Raw genomic sequence first — 15,510 nt, forward strand, 5'->3', positions numbered from 1 at the left:
GTCATCCCTTCCTTGCCACGGAGCCGGAGCCGGAGCCGGAGCCCGAGCCGGACGCGACGGCGACCGTCGACAGGTCGATGCCGCCGAAGAAGTAGCCGACCTGCGCGCCCCGGACGTCGGAGCCGACGACGCTGCGCGTCACGTTCCTGACCAGCGGGACGAGCGGATAGTCCTGCATGGCGCGGTCGAAGAGCTTCGACCACTTGCGGCCCAGCTCCTCGCTCGTGCCGTTCTCACCGCGCAGCGCGTACATGGCCTTGGAGATCTCCGGGTCGTGGTAGCGGGGGATGTTGGAGAAGCCGAAGGTCTTGCCGTCGACGCTCGGGCCCAGGTTGGGATCGATGGTGGTGCGCACCGAGGCGCTGTCGGCGCCGCCGCACCAGCCGCTGCGGGCGAGGTCGGGCATGCCCTTGCCGGCGAGGGTGGTGAAGTAGTTCGCGGCGGGGATGGGGCGCAGTTCGAGGTCGATGCCGAGCTGGCGGAGGTTCTCCTGGAGGGAGGTGCCCATGTTCTTGAAGCGGGGCGTCGCGTCCGCGTAGCCGTAGACGAGCTTCTTCGGGTACGAGCGGCCCTTGAGCAGCTTCTTCGCCTCGTCGAGCTTGGGCTGGCCCGTCGGGTCGAGGTCGGTGTGCTGCGGTACGTAGCCGCGCTGCTGGGGGTTGATGTACGACTGTGTGAGCTTGCCGAAGCGGGCGCCGCCGTACTGGAGTTGGATGGCCTTGCGGTCGATGGCGAGCGCGAGGGCCTTGCGGACGACGGGGTCCTTGATGGTCTCGGTGTTGAAGTCGAGGACGTCGGTGCAGCCGATGATCCCGGAGGCGGTGCGCCGGGCGATGCTCGGCTGGTCGAGCTTGGCCGCGTCCGATGCCTGGAGCCCGCCCGCGCTGTCGAGGGTGATGGCCGTGGGGTCGGAGTCGGCGAGGAGCTGCTGGCTGATGGTGGACTGCGCGGTGGAGAGGCTGAAGGTGAAGGTGTGCGGCAGGGCGCTGCGGTTCGGGTCGGTGGCCGGGTCCCAGTGCTTGTTGCGGACGAGCTTCATGGCGCGCCCGCGCTCGTACGACTCGATCTTGTACGGGCCCGTGGACACCGGGTGGTTGGTGTAGTCGAGCTTGGTGTCCTTGGCGCGTGGCACGGGCGCGGTGTTGGAGCGGGAGACCAGGGCGGGGAACTCGGCGAACGGCTGCTTCAGCTTGAAGACGACGGTGCGGTCGTCTGGTGTCTCGATGCCCTTGAAGTCCCCGGCCGCTCCCTTGGCGTAGGGGCCCTTGTAGCCGTCGTCGGAGAGGGCGGCGTTCAGTTCCTGCGGGGCCTGGGTGTAGACGTCGCGGGCGTAGGTGCGCTCGACGCCGTACTTCACGTCCTGGGCGGTGATGGGCCTGCCGTCCTCGAACTTCAGCCCCTTCTTCAGGGTGTAGGTCCAGGTCAGCCCGTCCTTGGAGACCTTGCCGAGGTCGGTGGCGAGGTCGGGGACGACCTTCGGCGGCTTGCCGGCCTCTTCCTTCGCCATGGTGAGTGTGCGGTAGTAGAGCTGGCCCACGTTGGCGGTCTGGACGTAGTTGCTGTTGCCGGGGTCGAGGGTCTGGAAGTCGGTGGACATCAGGACGTTGACGTTGCCGCCCTTGGTGGTGTCACCGTCACCGACCTTGACGGGGTCGAAGGCGTCGGCGGGGGCACGGGAACCCGATCCCGGCGCGGGCTTGGTGCCTCCGCAGGCGGTGAGGGCCATCGCGGCGGTCACCGTCAGGGCGAGTGCCGCCACGGTGCGTCGATTCACTGCTGCTCCTGGTGTTCCGATGCGTGGTCAGCCACGGGAGGACTTGGGGTCGAGGGCGTCGCGGACGGCGTCGCCGAGCAGGTTGAAGGCGAGCACCGTGATCACCAGGGCGCCGGCCGGTACGGCGAGGAACCAGGGGTCGGTGAGGTACCAGTTGCCCTGCTGGGCGGCGTTGAGCATCTGGCCCCAGGACGGGGTGGGGTCCTTGACGCCGACGCCGAGGAACGAGAGCGCGGCCTCGGCCGTGATGTTGGTGGGGATCATCATCGTGGCGTAGACGAGGACGACGCCCATCACGTTGGGCACGATCTGCTTGAGGATGATCGAGGCGTGCGAGGCGCCGTAGGCGCGGGCGGCCTCGACGTACTCCTGCTCCCTGATGGACAGCACCTGTCCGCGTACGACGCGGGCGAGATAGGCCCAGCCGAAGAAGCCGAGGATGATCACGAGCGAGGCGATCGGCAGCAGGCTCCCGTCCCCCAGCGCCGTGTCACCGAGTCTGGACTGGAGGATCGGCGTCAGCGAGAGCACGAGCAGCAGGTGCGGGAAGGCGAGGAACAGGTCCATGACGCGGCTGATCACCATGTCGACCTTGCCGCCGAAGTAGCCGGCGGCGGCGCCGAGCACGGTGCCGAGGACGACGGAGACGACGGTCGAGAGCAGCGCGATGACCAGCGAGACCTGGGCGCCGTGCGCCATGCGCGCGAAGATGTCTCGGCCCAGGCCCGGTTCGAGCCCGAGCCAGTGTTCGCCGGAGGGGTAGCGGTAGTAGGACAGCGGCAGGCCCGGTGTGCCGTAGTCGTCCAGGACGTCCGGGCTGGTGCTCGTGGTGTACGCGTCCTGGCCCTCGATCGCGGTGAGCAGCGGGGCGAGCACCGCGAAGAGGATCATCAGGACCACCACGGCGAGCGCGGCGAGGGCGATCCGGCTGCGGCGGATGCGCAGCCAGGCAGTGCCGAGGAGGGAGCGGGCGGCGACTACGGGCGTACCTGAAGTCGCCGCCACCGAGGGCGAGTTGGGCGCGTCAGCGCCGTCGGTGCCGGAGGGCGGCCGAGCGGGCAGCACTGGGGAATCCGTCACGTCGCGTGATCCATTCGGCGCAAGGGGGAAGGTTGGCGGGACGGTATACCAACTCGGCCGGGCAGCGATAGAGGTAATCGCATCTTGGTATACCGGCGGCGTGAACTAAGCCGCATTACTGGGCATTTCAACGCCCATTCACCGCTCCTGGACACCCGGCGGACACACTCGTGGACACCGCCTTCCCCTACCGGTATACCAACTCGTACGATCGGTCACGATCGCAACACCCCCACCACAGGAGGCACTTATGCGCACCCGCTGGCGCGCCCGACACGTCCTCGCCCACCAGGACGGCGGCCACGCGCTGCTGCGGGACGGCGAGGTGGTGTGGCAGGACGACACCGTGATCTACGTCGGACCGCGGTACGAGGGCGAGGTCGACGAGGAGCGCGACCTGGGCGAGTCCCTGGTGATGCCGGGCCTCATCGACCTCGACGCGCTCACCGACGTGGACCACCTCGTCCTCGACTCCTGGGCAGGACCCGAGCGCGGCAAGGGGCTCCAGTGGTCCCTCGACTACTTCACCCACCGCCGCCACGACGTGTTCACCCCCCAGGAACGGGCCACCATCCGCGAGTACGCGCTCGCCCAGCTCGCCCTGCACGGCATCACCACGTTCATGCCGATCGCCTCCGAGGTGCACAGCCGCTGGGCGGAGCCCTACGACGAACTGGTCGACATGGCCCGGACCGCGCGCCGCATCGGCCTGCGCGGCTACCTCGGCCCGGCCTACCGCTCCGGGGTCAACGTCGTCCTGCCCGACGGCACCCGCGACGTGGCCTTCGACGAGGAGGAGGGACGCACGGGACTGCGCGACGCCGTCCGTTTCCTGGACCACCTCGACGAGCTGAACGACCCGCTGCTCACCGGCGTCCTGCTCCCCTGCCGCATCGAGACACTCACCGAGGAGCTGCTCGGTGAGACGGCCCGGATCTCGCGCGAGCGCGGCGCCCTGGTCCGACTCCACGCGCTCCAGGGCCTCGCCGAACGCGAGATCATCCAGCGTCGGCACGACGGCCTGACACCCCTCGAACTGCTCGACAAGCACGGCCTGTTGGGCCCGAACCTGCTCATCCCGCACACGGTGCTGCTCGACCGGCACCCGGCCGTCCACGGTGAGGACCGCGGCGATCTGGCGCTGCTCGCCCGCAGCGGCATCACGGTGATCCACTGCCCGCAGACGTCCCTGCGCTACAGCGAGATGCTGCACTCGTTCCGCGCCTACCGCGAGGCCGGCGTCAATCTGTGCCTGGGCACCGACTCCTTCCCGCCGGACCTGATCCGCGGCATGGACGTCGGCGTCCACCTGGCGAAGATCGCGGAGGGCCGCTCGGACGCCGCTCCCGCCGAGCACTACGTGGAGGCGGCCACGCTGGGCGGGGCCCGCGCCCTCGGCCGCGAGGACCTGGGCCGGATCGCCGTCGGCGCGCAGGCCGACCTGGTCGCCTTCTCCCTGGACGACATCCGCGACGGGGTGATGGACGACCCGGTCCGTACGTTCCTCCTCAACGGCACGGCGCGGCAGGCCACGAACTCCGTCGTCGCGGGCAACCCGGTCCTGGTCGACGGCGCGCTGCCCGGCACGGACCTGCCGCAACTGGCGCGCAGGGCACAGGCGTTGTTCGAGAAGATGCGCGCGGCCTACAGCGAGCGTGACACCGAGCGCCGTGACACGGGCACGCTGTTCCCGCCGACGTTCCCCGCGTTCCGTGCGCCCGGCTCCGCCGCGTCCGAGAGCGAGTCGCCCGCGTGACACTCACGGCAGAACACGCCGGAGCCGCGGCCGGACCCGGATCCGCCTCGCAAGTGGAGCGCACCGAGGAGTTGATCCGGGCCGGAATCCACTCCGGCACGTACCCGCCCGACTCCCGGCTGCGGGAGCGGGAGCTGGCGGAGGCGCTCGGTGTCTCGCGGGTCCCGGTCCGTGAGGCGCTGATGCGGCTCGCGGCCGAGGGGCTCGTCGAGCTGGAGCCGCGCCGGGGCGCCCGTGTGCGCCGTCTGACCCTCCGGGATGTCGAGGAACTCTTCGACCTGCGCCTCAGTCTGGAGGTGTTCGCGGCACGCCGGGCGGCGGAGATCGTCGCGGGCGGGGGCAGCCACGACAGCCTGCGGACCGTGATGGCCGAGGCCGACGCGGCGACCCGGAGCGCGGACCAGGCCGGTATCGCGGCCGCGAACACGGCCTTCCACGCCGAGCTGATCACGATGACGGGCAACAGGCTGCTCCAGTCCTCGTTCCAGCGCTCGCTCGGCCTGATGCACTGGCTGTTCCGGCTCACCGCGACCGAGCACGGGGCCGCACAGCACCGCACCGAGCACGAGCAGATCTGTCGGGCGATCGGCGACGGTCGCCCCCGGCTCGCCGAGGCGCTCACCTACGCGCACGTCGACATCCGACGGGAGCCGGTGCTCCGGGCGTTGGGGAAGGTGCTGCCCGCGAAGTAGTCCCGGATATGCCTCTACCTCCCGGCCCCTGCCCCCGTTAACATGTTCGAAACTGCGACGATCACCCAGATCGTCGCAGTTGCCCGTAGTCGGAACCAAGCCACCAAGTCGGACAATTGCAGACCACACCACCTCCCATGCCCCTGCCGCACCAGCGCGGCGCCGAGCCCCGGCCGCCCGCCTGGCGGCGGCCGCGCACCCTGCTGTGGATCGCGGCAGGCCTGGCCACGCTCGGGTTCCACATCGCCCTGGAGTTCGTGGCGCGCCGCTACGGGCAGCCGGGGCCGATCACCGTAGAGGCGCAAGAGCTGATCTTCGCGCCGCACTCGGGTCCGCTGCTGTACGGCGGCCTGGCGCTGACGATGGTGGTGCTCAGCTGGCGGCAGCGGCTGATCGCGGCGTGCGCGGCGGTCGGCATCGACATCGTGTTCTGGCTCGTGCGGCTGATCGTCGGCGCCGACATGAACTTCGGCAACGGCGCGCTGTGGGTGATCCTGGGCGTCGCGGTCCTCGGCCTCGCACGCCACACGGGCCGGGAGAGATCGGTCCTCCTCAAGGGCGCGGGCCTCGGCCTTCTGCTGGTCTTCGGCCACAAGACGGGCGACACCTGGCTGCTCATCACCTCCGAGACCCGGCCGATGGTCCTCGACCAGTACGTGGCCGCCGCCGATCACGCCCTCGCCAACCCTTCGTGGCTGATGGGTCAGCTCGTCGAGATGACCTCGCCGATCAGCAGCGGCCTCCTCACCGTGGTCTACGGCCAGCTCCCCATGGCCGCCGCCCTCGTCGGCCTGTACCAGCTGCGCCACGTGGCGGCCGAACGCCGCTTCCCGGCCCACCACTTGGTGCGCACCTTCCTGGCCATCGGCCTCCTCGGCCCGGCCATCTACATGATCTTCCCGGTCGTCGGCCCGCTCTACGCCTTCGGCCCCGACGGCGGCCATTGGGCGGTCGCCGACATCTGGCCGGACGTGCTTCCGACACTGGGCGTCCCGCACCCCGTCCCGTTCGACGAGATCACCCCGCGCAACTGCATGCCGAGCCTGCACACCGCGTGGGCCATCTCTCTCTTCATCCACACCCGCGAGGGCTCCCGAGCCATGCGCTGGGCGGGCACCTTCTGGCTGGTCGGCACGCTCACCGCGACCCTGGGCTTCGGCTACCACTACGGCGTCGACCTGCTCGCCGGCACGGTCTTCGCCCTGTCCATCGAGGCCGCCATGCGCGCCTTCGCCCGAGGCTGGGACCGTCAGGCCACGCTGATGGTGAGCTACGGGGCGGCCGTCCTCACCCTGCTCCTCGTGTCCTACCGCTACCTGCCGACCCACATGGCCGCACACCCCTGGGCGTTCGGCCCCCTGCTCCTCCTGCTGGCGGGTTCCGTGGTCCTCCTCTACGTACGGACGACGAGGCAGTGGGCCCCGAAGGCCACGCCTCCGCCTCCCCCGTCGCCCCGGCCGAAGGCGGGCACGGCGGACCCTCAACCGGAGCTCGCGTAGGGGCTGTTCAGGGCGCGGGGCGGCACGCCGGCGAGATACGTGGATGTGTCGCCTCTCCCTCGCGGGAGGCCGCACCGCGACCTCACGCGGCTCCGCAGCGCCCGCGCAGCACCTCGACTCCGTCGCCCTCCAGGTCGTCGCAGTGAGCCGCGCGTCCCGTCATCGCCATCACGAGGGCCACGGTGCTGCCGGTGACCAGTGACCCGGCGCCGGTCGTGAAGGGGCCGTCGGTGGCGACGAGTTCGAGTCCGCCGATGCGCCCCTTCGCCACCACCACCTGATCCGTACCCTGGTAGTACTCGGCCACCCTCGTCACCATCTCGACCGGATAGTCGCGACTGATGCCCAGCGGCCGCCGGATGTCCTCCCCGTGCACGAGCGTCTCCCCCAGCATCGCGATGACGGGCAGCGGAGGCTTCGTCGTGCTCTGGACGACGCCGCGGAACCGCTCCAGCGTCTCGGCCGGGCTCCCGCCCAACTGCTCGGCCAGCCGCACGGCCACCTGCTTGTCGAAGTCGAACCGGCAGCGGATCACACCCGCCAGCCACCGCACCGTGTTGAGGCTCGCGCCCGCGGCGAGGTGCGCCAGCACCTCACGGACACTGAGACCGGCGCACAGCGACGGCGTCGCCCACCGGGCACTCGTGATGCCGTCGAGGTCGGCGGCGAGCGCGGCGCGTTCCTGATGGATCAGGGTCCAGACCGGATCGGTTCTGTCGGCCATGGGAAAGGTCTCCTGTCACTGGCGGGGACTGGCGGGGAATGGCGAGGGCTGCGCGCGGTGTGCGGTCTGCGGTGTCCGGGAGAGTGGGCGCCTCGCGAAGGTCACGGTACGGTGCCACGGGTGGAGCACCGGCGGCCGACCCACGGCTGCCGTCAGGAGGGAATCATGTCGGGAGAGATCTCGTCCGCCGGGGGCAACTCCGGTGCCGGGCCGTCCTCGTCCGGGCCGCGTGCCTCGCACGCCGACCGGGACCGGGTCGTGGACGTGCTGCGCGTCGCGGCGGGGGACGGCATGCTGACGGCGGAGGAGCTGGACGAGCGGCTCGACGTCGCCCTGTCGGCGCGGACGCTCGCGGAACTGGCCCCGCTCACCGCCGACTTGCGGCCCGCGCCCGAGGCCAAGGACGTCGTCCGGATCGAGCAGGCGCACAGCGGCGCGATCGAACGCCTGGGGCGCTGGGTGGTGCCGCGCAGGCTGGAACTCGCGGTGACCTTCTGCGCGGTGACGCTCGACTTCACCGACGCCGTCCACACCCACGACACGTTGGTGATCGACTCGCAGATGGTCGGGAAGCGGCTGACGCTGGTCACGGGGCCGGGCATCGTGGTCGACACCGACGGCCTTCAACTCGCGCACTGCAAGGTCAAGCAGCGGCACCGGCCCGCGGATCCGGGCGGGCCCGTCACCCTGCGCATCCAGCTCGTCGGCCACAAGACCCACGGCAGCGTGGTGGTCCGTCCCCCGCGCCGGGCCTTCGGACAGTGGCTCCGGCGGCAGGGGTGACATGTAGGGTCTCGCGGCCTGTGTCGGATGCCGGTCCTGTGGCCTGCGGGTTCGCCCTCTGTCTCACGCCATGTCGGACGCTCGGCGTCTCTGCTCCGTGTCGGAAAGCTCCGATGATGGCGAGCGGCTGCGACGGCGCAACCCGCCGAACTGCGGTGTCTCACGGTCGATGTCGGATCCGACTTCCATCCGACATCGACCGTGAGATTCCGACACGGGACTTGAGATCCCACATGACACGGGAGCCGCTCAACCGGTGAAGACCAGGCTGACGTTGTGCCCGCCGAAGCCGAACGAGTTGGCCAGCGCCGCCGGCCACTGCCCGGAGCGCCGCTCTCCGCGGACCACGTCCAGGTCCACTCGCGGGTCGAGTGTGTCGAGGTTGCGCGTGGCAGGCAACGTACCGTCCCTGAGGGCGAACAGCGCGGCCATGGCGCCCACCGCCCCTGAGGCGCCCAGCATGTGACCGGTCATCGACTTGGTCGCCGTCACCGCGGCGTGCCTGCCGATCACGCGGCCGATCGCCTCGGCCTCCGCCACGTCACCGGACTCCGTGGACGTGGCATGGGCGTGCACGACCCCGATGTCCGCCGGAGCCACGTCCGCGTCGCGCAGCGCCAGTTCCATGGCGAAGGACTGACCGTCCGCGTCGGACGCGGTGATGTGCCCGGCGCTCGAACTCACGGCGCTGCCCGCCAGTGTGCCGTGGGCGCGTGCACCGCGGGCCCGCGCGAACTCGGGGCGTTCGAGCACCATCATCCCCGCGCCCTCGCCCATGACGAACCCGGACCGCTCGACGTCGAAGGGGCGGGACAGCGTCTCCGGGTCTTCGGACCGCGTCGACAGGGCCTTCATCTGGGCGAACGCCGCGAGGGTGAAGGGGTGCAGACATGCCTCCACACCACCGGCGACCACCACGTCCGCCCGCCCGGCGCGGATCAGGTCCTGCCCCATGGCGAGTGCCTCCGCCCCGGACGCGCACGCGCTCACCGGGGTCCGTGCGCCGCCCTTCGCGCCCAGGTCCATGCTCACCCAGGCCGCGGGTCCGTTCGGCATCAGCATGGGGACGGTGAAGGGTGAGAGCCGGCGGATCCCGGAGGCTTCGAAGATGTCGTCCTGCCCCAGCGTGGTGAGCACACCACCGGTCCCGGTGCCGATGACGACCGCGAGGCGCTCCGGCTCGACCCGCGGGGCGCCCGCGTCCTGCCACGCCTCGCGCGCGCTGAGGAGGGCCAGCTGCTCGCCGCGGTCCAGCTTCCTGGCCTCGGGCCGCGGAAGCAGCGAGGCCGGGTCCACCGTGAGCCCGGCCGCGACGTGCACGGGCAGCTCCGCGGCCCACTCCTCCTCCAGGAGCCGCACCCCCGAGGTGCCGTCCAGGAGCCCCGCCCACGACGTCGGTGCGTCGGCTCCCAGCGGTGTCATGGCGCCGACGCCCGTCACCTGCACATGACCGTTCCGAGTCATCTGAGCCTCCTTGCATTGTTCAGATGCTACATAGCTATCTGTCTGACCTGTCCGACCTCCCGGCGATCATGCCAGTTACCACCGCGGCTTTCAGGCGAGGGATCGACCGATTCCTCTGCGAGACATTGTCGGGTTACGACAAGCACCCTGCCGCCCCTCCGGACGTCGCCGAGCCCGCACCCCCGCCACCCGACCCCTTGATTTCCTGGATCGTACGTGCTCGGATTATCTCGGCAGGCGGGTTCGCGAGAACCTCCGGTGCCGCCCCCGAAAGGCGTCCGCCGCAGCGATCCCGCATGTCTTCGCACCCTCCGCACCACCCGCACGTGCCATGTACGTCCGCGCTCGCACCCCGGAGGAACACCCGATGTTCGACTTCTCGTCCGTCGACGTCCTCGACGCCTTCACCCGTGAACTACAGCTGTGCAAGGTCCGCGAGGGAGAGCACGTCGTCGTGCTCTCCGAGCCCGGCAGCCGTGGCGACTACGTCGCCGCCGCGTTCGGCGCCGCCAAGAGCCTCGGCGCCCACGTCGTGTCCGCCACGGTCCCCGGCGGCAGCCCGGCCCCCCTGCCCAGCACCCACACCGGCGCGGGCCCCGGCCTCGTGTCCGTCCTCAACGACACTGCCGCACAAGAGCTGTTGAAGGCGGCCGACCTGGTCGTGGACCTGACCCGCGAGGGTTTCATCCACGCCCCGTTGCAGCAGGACATCCTCAAGACCGGCACCCGCATCATCTTCGTCTGCGACGCGCCCGACGTCCTCGTCCGCAACCTGCCGACCGCGCAGGACAAGGTACGCGTCCAAGAGGGCGTGGACCGGGTCCGCGCCTCGTCCGTCATGCGTGTGACCTCCGAGGCCGGCACCGACCTGACGGTCCAACTGGCCGATTCCCACCCGGAGTTCCAGACCGGCTTCGCCGACGACCCGGGCCGCTGGGACCACTGGCCGAGCACCATGGTGCTGTGCTGGCCGGAGATCTCCGACGGGCGGATCGTGCTCGCCGAGGGAGACATCCTGCTGCCGTTCAAGGAGTACGTGCAGCGTCCCGTCACTCTTCATGTCGCGGGCGGACACATCCAGGAGGTCACCGGCGGCGCCGAGGCCAAGCTCCTGAACACCTTCTTCGACGACTCGCACGACAAGTGGGCCCGCAGCCTCTCCCACATGGGCTGGGGCCTGATGAAGTCCGCCGACTGGTTCGCCACCGCGATGTACGGCAAGGACGAGCTGATGGGCATGGACGCCCGCGCCTTCGCCGGCAACTTCCTGTGGTCCACAGGCCCGCACCCGCACCTCCAGCGCGACTCCTACGCCCACCTCGACATCGCGATGCGCGGCTGCACGGTCAGCCTGGACGGCACGGACGTCGTCACCGCAGGACACCTCGTCGAAGGCTGACCCCCGGTCCCCCACCCCCAACGCCGCATCCCTGGAGGAGTCTTGCCTCTCAGCCAGTCCTACGAAGTCACCGTCGTCGGCGGCGGTCTCGGCGGCCTCACCGCCGCCCTGGCCCTGCGCCACAAGGGACTGCGCGTCACCGTCCTCGAACAGGCCGCCGAGCTCGGCGAGGTGGGCGCCGGCATCCAGACCGCGCCGAACGCCAGCCGTGTCCTGATGCGCCTCGGCCTGCGCAAGCAGCTGGAGGCCATCCGCACCGAGCCGCAGGACCAGGTGCGCCGCCGCTGGCAGGACGGCAGCATCATCGGACTCACGCCACTGGGCCGCCGCGTCCAGGAGGAGTTCAACGCCCCCTACTGGCACTACCATCGCGCCGATCTGCACCGCACCATCCTCGACGCCTGCACCGACCCGCTGGGCCCTGGCCCCACCGTCGAGATCGTCACCGGCGCGCGCGTCGTGGAACTGGACCGTACGTCCCCGGACCGTCCCGTCGCGGTCACCGACGAAGGCGTCCGGCACGAGGCGGACGTCCTGGTCGGCGCCGACGGCATCCACTCCCGCGTCCGCGACCTCATCGGTGCCGATGACACGCTGGTCTTCTCCGGTGACATGGCCTTCCGCACCCTGATACCCGGCGAGCTGCTGCAGGCCGATCCGGCGACCCGCTTCCTCTTCGACCGCTACCAGAGCACCATCTGGTACGGCCCCGGGCGCCACCTCGTCCACTACCTGATCCGCGGCGGCGAGTGGCTCAACATCGTCGGCTGCGTCCCGTGGAAGGACGAGTACGGCGACAAGGCGACCTTCTCGGGCACCACCGAGATGCTCGTCGACGCCTACGCCGAGTGGGACGACCGCGCCCCGGCCATGCTCGCCAAGGCCAAGGGTGACATCACCTGCTTCCCGCTCTACCACCGCCGCCGCGACCCGAACTGGGTCGACGGCCGCGTGGCCCTCCTCGGCGACGCCTGCCACGCGATGCTCCCCTACCAGGCGCAGGGTGCCTCGCAGGCCATGGAGGACGGGGCCGTGCTCGCCGAGGAGCTCGGCGCGGTGACCCGCGAGGGCATCGCCGGGGCGCTACAGCGCTACGTCAACCGCCGCGCACGGCACGCCGGGATGGTCCAGCAGGCCTCGCTGCGCAACCAGGTCTTCTACCGCTTCCCCGACGGCCCGGACCAGCAGGCCCGCGACACCCAGCTCGGTGAGCGCTACGACGGCGAGTCCGACGTCTCCTACGACTGGCTGTGGCGCGGCACCCCTCTGGACACCTCCGACGACGAGTCCTTCGCCTACCGCCACCACCACTGAGCCGACCACCTTCGGAGGTCCCGTGCCCACCCCGTACGACCCCGCCACCGACCGCGTCTACGAGCGCGCCGGATTCGGCGCCGCCGTCACCCGCGGCCGTCGTCCCGCACTCATCGTGGTCGACCTGACGCGCGGTTTCACCGAGCCGGGCTTCGCCACCGGCAGCGATCTGACCGCCCCCGTCGAGGCCACGGCGGAACTGGTGCGCGCGGCCCGCGTAGGCGGCGTACCCGTGGTGTGGACGGTCATCGCCTACACACCGGCCGAGGCGGAGGGCGACGCGATCACCTGGCTCGCCAAGGCACCCGGCATGCGCGCCCTGCGCGAGGGCAGCGAGGCCGTCGCGCTCGACCCCCGACTGCCGTACGAGGACGGGGACCAGTTCATCGTGAAGAAGGGCGCGTCCGCGTTCTTCGGCACCGCGCTCGCCTCCCTGCTCACCGGCCTCGGCTGCGACACGGCGGTCGTCTGCGGCGCCACGACGAGCGGTTGTGTGCGCGCCACGGCGGTGGACGCGGTGCAGTACGGCCGGCCGGTGCTCGTGCCGGCCGAGGCCTGCGGCGACCGGGCCGCGGGGCCGCACGAGGCGGCCCTTTTCGACATCCAGGCCAAGTACGGGGATGTCGTGGGCCACGAGGACATGGTGAAGTACCTGACGACGAAGGGAGTTTGAGATCATGGACGCGTCTTCCGGAGCCGTGCAGGATGCCGGACACGACCGCGAGGCTCGACGGCCGGAGCGTTTCCTGACGCAGCCCGGCCTCGCCGACCTCGCCGACATCCCGGCCGTCAGCCGCTGGGCCCGCAGCGGGGACGTGCGGCTGCACGTCCTGGACTACGGCGGCGACGGGGTCCCCCTGCTGATCCTGCCCGGCATCACCAGCCCTGCTGTCACCATGGACTTCGTCGCCCGTGAACTGACGGATGTGGCACGGCCGTTGGTCCTCGACATCCGCGGCCGCGGCCTCAGTGACGACGCCGATGACCACTGCCTGGACGCCCTCGCCGCCGACACGGAAGCCGTGATCGAGCAGCTGGAACTGGCGGACCCCGTCCTGTTCGGCCACTCCATGGGTGCCCGGATCGCCGCCGCCACCGCGGTACGCGGCCATGTCCCGCTCGGTGGAACGCTGTTGGTGGACCCGCCGATGAGCGGCCCCGGCCGGGGACCGTACCCGACGACGCTCGCGGCGTTCACGCGGCAGCTCTCGCAGGCCCGCCGCGGCACGGATGCCGACGAGGTCGGCGGCTTCTGGCCGACCTGGCCGCGCCGCGAGCTGGAGCTGCGGGCCCGCTGGCTCGCGAGCTGCGGCCTGGAGGCGATCGAGCGCGCCCACCAGGGCTTCGAGAGCGAGGACTTCTTCACCTGGTGGCCCCGGGTGCCGGGTCCCACGACGCTGCTGTACGGGGCGAACAGCCCGGTCGTCACCGCCGAAGGCGCCGCCGAGGCCGCCGCCGCGAACCCGGCGGCGCGCATGGTCCGCATCCCGGACGCGGGACATATGGTCTTCTGGGACAACCCGGCACCGGCCCTGGACCTGCTGCGCACCGCGCTGCGGCAGACCCTCGCCCCGGAGCCGGACCCTGCCATGCCCCCTCCACACGACAGCGGTGCCATGACCTCGCCCTCCACCCCCGACCGGGCCGACGACGTCGCCACGCCCGACGAGCTCACCCACGCCCCGGGCTTCCTGGCCCGCCGCATGTACCAGGCCTACCTCGCCGCCTGGCTGCACGACGTCGACGCGACGCTGACCGGACCGCAGTTCGCCGTCCTACAGATCACCGGCGAGAACCCCGGCTGCGACCAGCGCTCCATCGCCGACCTGGTCGCGCTCGACACCTCGACGATGGCCGATGTCGCCCGGCGCCTGGAGAACCGGGGCCTGCTGTCCCGTACCCCCTCCCCCGCCGACGCCCGGCGCAAGCTCCTCAACCTCACCGATGAGGGCCGCGCCACCGTGCACGACGCGAACCTGCGGGCCCGCAAGCTCGACGAGGAGCTGCTGCGGCCGATCCCGGCGGAGCAGCGCGCGGACGTCCTGCGGCACCTGGCCGTCCTCGCCGATCACTGGGAGCGGCTCGGCCAGGAGCACTGACCTCCGTAACCGACCCGTCCGAAGAGCATCCGCAGGCCCCCGCCTTCAGCAGGCATGCCTCAAAACTTGGAGCGAACCGTGCCGGACCACCACATAGGGATGATCGTCCCCAGTTCGAACCTCACGATGGAGACCGAACTCCCCCGCCTGATGCGGGCGCGCGAGGCCGTCTCACCCGAGGACCGCTTCGTCTTCCACAGCAGCCGGATGCGCATGAAACACGTCACCCCCGAAGAGCTGCGGGCGATGAACGCGCAGACGGAGCGCGCCGTCCTGGAGCTGGCCGACGCCCGGCCCGACGTCGTGGCCACTGCTTGCCTCGTCGCCATCATGGCGCAGGGTCCAGGACATCACTGCACGGCCGAGGACGAGATCAAGGATGTGCTGCGCGCCCAGGATGCGCTGGTCCCCGTGGTGTCCAGCGCCGGTGCGCTGCTCGACGGGATCGCCGCGCTGGGCGCGAAGAAGGTCGCCATCGTCACGCCGTACATGAAGCCGCTGACCCGCAAGGTCGCCGACTACATCGAGGACGCGGGTGTCGAGGTGGTGGACGCGCTGAGCCTGGAGGTGCCGGACAATCTGGCCGTCGCCCGGCTCGACCCGCAGGACCTGCGTGAGCACTACAAGCGCCTGAAGCTCGGCGACGCGGAGGCGCTGGTGCTGTCCGCGTGCGTGCAGATGCCGTCCCTGCCGGCGATCCAGCCGGTCGAGGACGAGCTGGGGCTCCCGGTCCTGTCGGCGGCCACCGCCACCGCGTTCCGGATCCTGTCCGATCTTGGCCTGCCGCCGGTGGCGCCGAACGCGGGCAGCCTGCTGGCCGGCCCGACCGCGCCGTGAAACCACCGCGTTAACTCCATGCCCGACCCCTTGCCAAGCACAATCGTACGTGCTCGGATTAACTCCATTCCCGCTCCCCCGCCTCATCA

Annotated in this window: 13 protein-coding genes; 9 read left to right on the plus strand and 4 right to left on the minus strand. The window is 70.9% G+C overall.

The features are described 5' to 3' along the window. Position 1: 1 nt before the first annotated feature. Positions 2-1,774 carry an ABC transporter substrate-binding protein gene (locus ACFYWS_RS02035; RefSeq protein ID WP_389268490.1) on the minus strand — a complete coding sequence of 591 codons (1,773 nt, stop codon included), beginning with the start codon at positions 1,772-1,774 and terminating at the stop codon, positions 2-4. A gap of 27 nt (positions 1,775-1,801) precedes the next feature. Continuing rightward, entirely contained in the window at positions 1,802-2,839 is a 1,038-nt protein-coding gene (locus ACFYWS_RS02040) for an ABC transporter permease (protein WP_389269449.1), read from the minus strand. A 265-nt stretch (positions 2,840-3,104) separates the two neighbouring features. Between ACFYWS_RS02040 and ACFYWS_RS02045 the strand changes: the two genes are divergently transcribed. From ACFYWS_RS02045 to ACFYWS_RS02055, 3 genes are all read left to right on the plus strand, one after another. Then, a complete protein-coding gene (locus tag ACFYWS_RS02045) occupies positions 3,105-4,610 on the plus strand; it encodes a chlorohydrolase family protein (RefSeq protein ID WP_389268492.1) in 1,506 nt (501 codons plus the stop codon). Continuing rightward, complete coding sequence (locus tag ACFYWS_RS02050; RefSeq protein ID WP_389268494.1) at positions 4,607-5,302, plus strand: GntR family transcriptional regulator; 696 nt, start codon at positions 4,607-4,609, stop codon at positions 5,300-5,302. The genes ACFYWS_RS02045 and ACFYWS_RS02050 overlap by 4 nt, the downstream gene beginning before the upstream one ends. A gap of 200 nt (positions 5,303-5,502) precedes the next feature. Next, on the plus strand, positions 5,503-6,801 hold the full coding sequence (locus ACFYWS_RS02055) for a phosphatase PAP2 family protein (RefSeq protein WP_389269451.1): 1,299 nt from the start codon (positions 5,503-5,505) through the stop codon (positions 6,799-6,801). Between the two features lie 82 nt (positions 6,802-6,883). Here the strand turns inward: ACFYWS_RS02055 and ACFYWS_RS02060 are convergent, their stop codons facing one another. Then, a complete protein-coding gene (locus tag ACFYWS_RS02060; protein ID WP_389268496.1) occupies positions 6,884-7,525 on the minus strand; it encodes a maleylpyruvate isomerase family mycothiol-dependent enzyme in 642 nt (213 codons plus the stop codon). Positions 7,526-7,690: 165 nt separating this feature from the next. On the opposite strand from ACFYWS_RS02060, the gene ACFYWS_RS02065 reads away from it, so the two are divergent. Next, positions 7,691-8,308 (plus strand): DUF1707 domain-containing protein, encoded by a 618-nt coding sequence (locus ACFYWS_RS02065; RefSeq protein ID WP_389268498.1) that lies wholly within the window; start codon positions 7,691-7,693, stop codon positions 8,306-8,308. 249 nt (positions 8,309-8,557) lie between these two features. Here the strand turns inward: ACFYWS_RS02065 and ACFYWS_RS02070 are convergent, their stop codons facing one another. Next, positions 8,558-9,772: a beta-ketoacyl-[acyl-carrier-protein] synthase family protein gene (locus ACFYWS_RS02070; protein ID WP_389268500.1), complete on the minus strand. Its 1,215-nt coding sequence runs from the start codon at positions 9,770-9,772 to the stop codon at positions 8,558-8,560. Positions 9,773-10,139: 367 nt separating this feature from the next. On the opposite strand from ACFYWS_RS02070, the gene ACFYWS_RS02075 reads away from it, so the two are divergent. The 5 genes from ACFYWS_RS02075 to ACFYWS_RS02095 all read left to right on the plus strand — a co-directional run bounded on the left by ACFYWS_RS02075 (position 10,140) and on the right by ACFYWS_RS02095 (position 15,421). After that, the gene (locus ACFYWS_RS02075; RefSeq protein ID WP_389268502.1) at positions 10,140-11,171 is read left to right on the plus strand and encodes a hypothetical protein; all 1,032 of its coding nucleotides are present in this window, start codon (positions 10,140-10,142) and stop codon (positions 11,169-11,171) included. 42 nt (positions 11,172-11,213) lie between these two features. After that, positions 11,214-12,485, plus strand: a complete 1,272-nt coding sequence (locus ACFYWS_RS02080; protein ID WP_389268504.1) for an FAD-dependent monooxygenase — start codon at positions 11,214-11,216, stop codon at positions 12,483-12,485. 22 nt (positions 12,486-12,507) lie between these two features. Next, a complete protein-coding gene (locus ACFYWS_RS02085; RefSeq protein WP_389268506.1) occupies positions 12,508-13,158 on the plus strand; it encodes an isochorismatase family protein in 651 nt (216 codons plus the stop codon). A 4-nt stretch (positions 13,159-13,162) separates the two neighbouring features. Then, entirely contained in the window at positions 13,163-14,584 is a 1,422-nt protein-coding gene (locus ACFYWS_RS02090) for an alpha/beta fold hydrolase (protein WP_389268508.1), read from the plus strand. A gap of 78 nt (positions 14,585-14,662) precedes the next feature. Continuing rightward, positions 14,663-15,421 carry an aspartate/glutamate racemase family protein gene (locus ACFYWS_RS02095; protein ID WP_389268510.1) on the plus strand — a complete coding sequence of 253 codons (759 nt, stop codon included), beginning with the start codon at positions 14,663-14,665 and terminating at the stop codon, positions 15,419-15,421. Positions 15,422-15,510 lie beyond the last annotated feature (89 nt).

The sequence above is a fragment of the Streptomyces sp. NPDC002795 genome, from assembly GCF_042888725.1.
Taxonomy (GTDB): Bacteria; Actinomycetota; Actinomycetes; order Streptomycetales; family Streptomycetaceae; genus Streptomyces.